General features: G+C 55.6%; 8 protein-coding genes. 3 read left to right on the top strand and 5 right to left on the bottom strand.

Translation table 11 applies throughout. The annotated features are described in order from the left end of the window. Positions 1-126 precede the first annotated feature (126 nt). From ACH2EH_RS05610 to ACH2EH_RS05600, 3 genes are all read left to right on the top strand, one after another. Positions 127-468, top strand: coding sequence for an RNA recognition motif domain-containing protein (locus ACH2EH_RS05610; RefSeq protein WP_395139743.1), 342 nt, complete (start codon positions 127-129; stop codon positions 466-468). Between the two features lie 264 nt (positions 469-732). Further along, on the top strand, positions 733-1,257 hold the full coding sequence (locus ACH2EH_RS05605; protein WP_395139741.1) for a hypothetical protein: 525 nt from the start codon (positions 733-735) through the stop codon (positions 1,255-1,257). After that, complete coding sequence (locus ACH2EH_RS05600) at positions 1,254-1,631, top strand: Holliday junction resolvase-like protein (RefSeq protein ID WP_395139739.1); 378 nt, start codon at positions 1,254-1,256, stop codon at positions 1,629-1,631. Before ACH2EH_RS05605 ends, ACH2EH_RS05600 begins: the two co-directional genes overlap by 4 nt. On the opposite strand, the gene pstB is transcribed toward ACH2EH_RS05600, so the two are convergent. The 5 genes from pstB to ACH2EH_RS05575 form a co-directional block, all read right to left on the bottom strand. Next, complete coding sequence (gene pstB, locus ACH2EH_RS05595; RefSeq protein WP_395139745.1) at positions 1,628-2,383, bottom strand: phosphate ABC transporter ATP-binding protein PstB; 756 nt, start codon at positions 2,381-2,383, stop codon at positions 1,628-1,630. The genes ACH2EH_RS05600 and pstB overlap by 4 nt on opposite strands. Before the next feature lie 92 nt (positions 2,384-2,475). Then, positions 2,476-3,339 (bottom strand): phosphate ABC transporter permease PstA, encoded by an 864-nt coding sequence (pstA, locus tag ACH2EH_RS05590; protein ID WP_395139737.1) that lies wholly within the window; start codon positions 3,337-3,339, stop codon positions 2,476-2,478. Further along, positions 3,336-4,280: a phosphate ABC transporter permease subunit PstC gene (pstC, locus tag ACH2EH_RS05585; RefSeq protein WP_395139735.1), complete on the bottom strand. Its 945-nt coding sequence runs from the start codon at positions 4,278-4,280 to the stop codon at positions 3,336-3,338. The genes pstA and pstC overlap by 4 nt, the downstream gene beginning before the upstream one ends. A gap of 6 nt (positions 4,281-4,286) precedes the next feature. Further along, positions 4,287-5,273 carry a phosphate ABC transporter substrate-binding protein PstS gene (pstS, locus tag ACH2EH_RS05580; RefSeq protein ID WP_395139734.1) on the bottom strand — a complete coding sequence of 329 codons (987 nt, stop codon included), beginning with the start codon at positions 5,271-5,273 and terminating at the stop codon, positions 4,287-4,289. A gap of 86 nt (positions 5,274-5,359) precedes the next feature. Further along, on the bottom strand, positions 5,360-5,743 hold a 384-nt coding region (locus ACH2EH_RS05575), incomplete at its 5' end, for a hypothetical protein (protein ID WP_395139732.1).

Genomic DNA, 5,743 nt, shown 5'->3' with positions numbered 1-5,743 from the left:
AGGTGACCTACTCTCACTGGTATCTGAACTGACAGCTCAAGTGGATCGTCTGCTTCTTGCTCCCTCTGCTCTTCTGTTCGCTCCCGTGCTGCACGATTTTTCCCAGGGTCAACAGGAGACTGTGTTATGCGTATTTTTGTGGGGGGCCTCCCCTATAGTGCCACCGGCGATAGCCTGCGTTCTCTCTTCGAGCAGGCAGGTGCCGTCAGCGACGCTCATGTCGTTCAGGATCGCTTCACCAATGAGAGCAAGGGCTTTGCCTTTGTCGAAATGCCTAACGATGCCGAGGCACGTGATGCGATTTCCCGCTTCAATGGTTACTCCCTTGGTGGTCGCAACCTGACTGTCAACGAGGCGCGTCCTCGTGAAGAGCGAAGCGGTGGCGGTGGCGGTGGTGGTGGTCGCTCTGGTGGCGGCGGCGGTGGTGGTTACGGCGGTGGCGGCGGTGGGCGCGGCGGGCGGTACTAGTTTTGAGTAACCCACCCTTCCTGGGTGGGCGACGTGAAATTATAGTCGTCTGTCCGGCTTGTGATTTTCGCTCAAGCATTCCGCCGTCGGCAATCAGTCGCAACGCCTATTTCTGCTCCCGTTGTGGGAAGGCAGTCGATTTGATGTCGCAACTTTCTCGTCCACAAACTCCCTCCACGGAGGGTGGCCCTGCGCCACGCCGTGATAAGGGAACATCGCGCTACAAGAGCGCACGGAAAGGTCGCCGGTAGTTCCGGTTTTACTATGCCAGCTCCCGTTCCAATTCCACCTGGTGCGGCTACGGGAACGAGTGCATCGGACCGTAAGCTTTACCTTCCGTATAGTGTCTTACCCGCCCTGGTTGGTCCAGGGCGGGGAAAGATCACTTTTCACTGGTTTATCCCAGAGCGTTCCGAACCTATCGGAGACTACACAAAGCTTATTTTAGGCTATCGTGGGCTCACCGAAGTTGCCTGTGCGCGTGCCGAGCGGCTTGTCAATGAGCTATTCCGCGAAGAAGAGTTTCATCTGTTCCGCTCCTATCTTGAGGCAAGGCATGGAGTTGAGGTACGTACGGGTATGCTTACCACTCCTCTGACGTCTGTCAAACCCGACACCTCCACTCGCCTCGGGACGCTGCGCCCGTGGCACTCCCTGGATGCCGAAGATGCCTCCGAGATCCTGATCCATAAGCTCTCCGATGAAAGCAACTACACACTTCCCTTTACCGTTTGGGGAGCCTACTTAAGTACAACGCGCCCCCCGCGAAACGTTATAGCAGGAGGGTGAACCTAACCCTCGTGCTGACCGCGACCTGCGGCCTCTTATTTTTGATTGTGGTTGTTCTTGCCCGGCGCGTTCGCCAGCTCTCTGAGCAACTTGACGCGGCAGATTTCCAGCAGCGCTCGCTCTCCACTACCTACGGACGGATCACGGAGCAGTGGTTTCCCCTCATGAATCAGTACCCCTACGACCCTCAAAGGTTCCGCTTTCTAGGGACACCCATTGATGGTGTCCAGTTTGAAGACGACAAAATAGTCTTTGTGGAGTTTAAAACCAATAGAAGCCAGCTCTCGAAAAGTCAGCGGCACTTTCGAGAGCTGGTCGAATCGGGCGAAGTCTACTTCGAAGAGTTTCGTTTCACTGATGATAGTAAGAACTAGCCAAAGCGACCGTTGATGTAGTCGTCTGTCTCTTTCTGACTTGGTGTGCTAAAGATCTTTTGGGTTGTCGTGAACTCTTTGAGCTCGCCTTTGAGGAAGAATCCCGCATACTCGGAGACACGAGCAGCCTGCTGCATGTTGTGTGTGACTATCACAATAGTGTAGTCTTTTCGCAACTCATTAATGAGCAGCTCGATCCGGTAGGTGGAGTTAGGATCGAGTGCGGAGCAGGGCTCATCCATGAGCAAGACTTCAGGAGCGACGGCGAGTGCACGGGCGATACAGAGCCGCTGCTGCTGGCCACCGGAGAGGGCGAGCGCGGACTGCTTGAGCTTGTCCTTGACTTCGTCCCAGAGCGCCGACTGGTGCAGGCATTTCTCCACCAGCGCATCTAGATCTTTACGGCTGCGCATGCCGTGAATCCTTGGCCCATACGCCACATTGTCGTAGATACTCATCGGGAACGGGTTGGGTTTCTGGAAAACCATCCCGACTTTCTTACGCAGGAGCACCACATCCACACGCGGATCGTAGAGATCCTCACCATCTAGAGTTAATTTCCCCGTGAGGCGCGTGCCATCAATGAGGTCATTCATACGGTTGATCGTCCGTAGAAAAGTGGATTTGCCACAGCCAGATGGTCCGATAAATGCCGTGACACTCTTGCGGGCGATGGGAAGTGTGATCCCCTTCAGTGCCTGAAAGCTGCCGTAGTGAAAATCAATGTTCTGCGCGGCGATACAGATATCCATAGGAGCATCCGGCAGATCATGAGAATCAATGGAGGCGATAACGCTTGGGTAAATCTCCTCATCTTTGTTATTATTTACGTTCATCTTCATTTTTACTTGTCTTCTTGCACACGACTTCGAGTTGCGAGGCGAGCGACTATACTCATTAAGAGCACCATCATGATCAGGGTTAGTGCAGCAGCCCACGCGATCTGGTTGTGCTTCTCGTCTACATCGGTGGCGTACTTAAAGAGGCGTAGCGGAAGTGCATCCACCTGGCCGTCCATCTTTCCCATAAATTCATTGCCTAAGATGGTAAAGATCAGCGGTGCGGTCTCACCTGCCACACGCGCGACGGCAAGTAGCATTCCGGTGAGAATACCGCCCCGAGCCGCCGGGAGAACCACCGAGAGCATTGTCCGCCAGCGCGTTGCCCCCAAGCCGAGTGAGGCTTCGGCGAGGGCACTCGGGACTAAGCGTAGCATTTCCTCTGTAGTGCGCATGATCAGTGGGAGCATCATGATCGCCAGCGCGACCCCACCCGCCCAGCCGCTGTAGCCCTTTCCAGGATAGGCCTGCGAGATTGGCAACACCAGCGCAGCATAGACAAAGATACCGATCACAATTGAGGGAATGCCGTTGAGGACGTCGGTGAGAAAGCGGACAGTATGGGCGAACTTCCCTTTGGATTCTTGCTGATAGATGCCGCCTAGGATACCAATGGGCACCGCAATGGTGCAGGCGACTCCGAGAATTTGTAGTGTCCCACGAACGCTCTGCGCAAAGCCGTCGCCATCCCCCGACGCTACAGTAAAGAGTGTGAGGTTCAGATGGCTGAGCCCTCGCACGGCGAGAAAGTAGAGCACTAACCCCAGCACTGCAATGCCCACTAGCGCACCGAGGCTACAGAGCGTGAGCATGGTAAGACTCTGGGCACGGCGTAGCTTTACTCGGCTGTCGGCGGCGTAGAGGCTCATTTGTTCACGCTCTTTCCGGTGTAGCGCACAAGGATACGGGCAAGTGTATTAATAAGAACCGCGACAAGAAAGAGCACTAGGCCGATCTCGATCAGTGCTGAGGTGCTGAGCCCTGGCTGTGCCTCATTGAACTTATTGGCCAGTGCACTGGACATCGTGTAGCCAGGCTCAAAGAGATTGAGGCTAATCCCCGAGTCTGTTTGGGCGGGCTGATTGCCAATGACCATCGTGACTGCCATCGTCTCCCCAAACGCACGCCCCAGACCGAGCATCACTGCCCCAATGATTCCCGAGCGCGAGTAGGGTAGCACAACTTTGGAGATGGTTTCCCACTTGGTTCCTCCCAGCCCGTACGATGCTTCGCGCTGGGCTTTGGGGATCGCCTGGAGAATATCGCGGCTGACAGCAGTAATAAAGGGCAGGATCATGATCGCCAGAATCACGCCCGCCGTGAGCATCGAGGGGCCGTAGCCAGCACCTGAGAAAAGTGGAATATTTTTCCCCGCAAGAGGCGTCATGAGTTTGTCACGCAGAAACGGGGTGAGTACAAAGATTCCCCAGAGACCGTAGACCACCGAGGGAATCGCGGCGAGTAGCTCGATGAGAAACGTAATCGGGGTGCGTAGCCACTTGGGGCAGAGCTCGGCCAGAAAGATCGCCGCACCGAGGCTGATAGGAACCGCCAGAAGCAAGGCAATCAGTGAGGAGTAGAGCGTCCCAAACAGAAAGGGCCAGATACCGTAGACACCCGCCGCATCATCCCACACGGAGAGCGTAACAAACTTAAAACCCGTCGCCTGAAGGCTCAGTCGGGATTGCCAAGCCAGCGTGGTGGCAATCGCAACGATGAGCAGAAAGAGCACCAGAGCTGAAAAGCCCAGCACGCCCAGGTAGATCTTGTCTCCTGGGCGACTCTTACCTGTGGTGAGGGTTAGGGCCACGAGGGCCTAACCTCCGATTTTCTTCAGTGCGTCCAGAACACGGCTCTGAACACCTGCTGGGAGCGGGGCATAGTCGGACTTTGCTGCTGATTTCTGGCCTGTGGTCAGGCACCAGCGAAGAAATTTCTTGACTTCGGGCTTTGCATCGGGGTAGACCAGAATCCAGGTGAAGCCCGTGATCGGATAGCCAGTGGGATCGCTGGTATTGGTTGCCATTGCGCAGAAATCAGCAGGAAGCTTAACCCCAGCCGCCGCTGCCGAAGTACTTGCCAGTGTGGGCGAGGAGAAGTTTTTCTTCGCATTCTGGACATGGGCATACGTGATGGCGTTCTTATCGGCAAACGCAAGCTCAACATAACCGATTGCTCCGGGAGTCTGCTTAATAAATGCGGCGACGCCCGGGCTGCCCTTTCCTGCAAGCCCACCCTTCGTCCAGTTGACGGATTTCCCCTCGCCAATTCCGGCCTTAAACGCGGGGCTGACTTTGGCTAAGTAGTTGGTGAAGATCGCCGTGGTCCCCGAGCTATCAGAGCGGCTGATAGTAACAATCCGGTTTGTAGGAAGCTTCATGCCTGGGTTCAATCCTCCAATACGTGGATCGTTCCAAGCAGTGATCTTATGCAGAAAGATATCCGCGATCACGGCTCCTGTGAGCTTCAGGCCATTGGGAACCCCCGGGGCATTGTAGGCCACGGCGACGGCACCTGCGCACATGGGAAGGTGCAGGATCTTGGGAGCTCCCTGGCGCTCTTCGGCGTTCATGGGGCTATCCGAGGCACCAAAATCAACGGTCTTTGCGGTGATGGCCTTGATGCCGCCTCCGGAGCCGATTCCCTGGTAGTTGACGGCGGCTCCACCTGAGGCTTTGTACTCTTTTGCCCAGTTGTTGTAGAGAAGCTCCGGGAACGTTGCGCCTGCTCCGGATATTTGGGCTTGCGCGGTTGCCGCCAACGCAAGCGGTAGAAGTGTGAGTGAAAATTTAAAGTTTCGCATAGCTAGATTTATGATAAGTGTTTTTCAGTGGGCTTAATTTAAGCCCACTTTAATACATGATTAAGCTTCGTTTAAGAAGTATTTCTTTAGTACTCGACTTGGATCTCACCGATGACCTGGCCGAGTTTCTTTCGTGCCGCTGTGCCCACAGCCGCCGATGGATCGTAGGGGGTGAGGCCCTGGACATACCAAAGGCGCAGGCGGGTTCCAGGAGCAAGTTGATGCAAGACACCTCCCTGGATAGTTTTGCGCCGGTATTCTCCTGAAGTGAGGCCCGCGACGGTCTGGCTGGTGGGATCAAAGACATCGTAGGTGAGGGAGGCGACGGTATGGGCGGCGACGGGCTGACGAATGGTGGCGTACCAGGCATGGACTTTATTGCCCGCCAGATAGAGCGAGCGATCTGGCGTGACATCGTAGCGGCCATCTATGCGCTCGTAGCGCACCTCCGTGCCGTTCTTACCGACCCA

Origin of the sequence: Armatimonas sp. (assembly GCF_043760365.1) — a bacterium.
In the GTDB taxonomy this organism is placed as follows: domain Bacteria; phylum Armatimonadota; class Armatimonadia; order Armatimonadales; family Armatimonadaceae; genus Armatimonas.
Note: the sequence above shows the minus strand (reverse complement) of the source record. Positions and strands in the feature narration are given on the sequence as shown.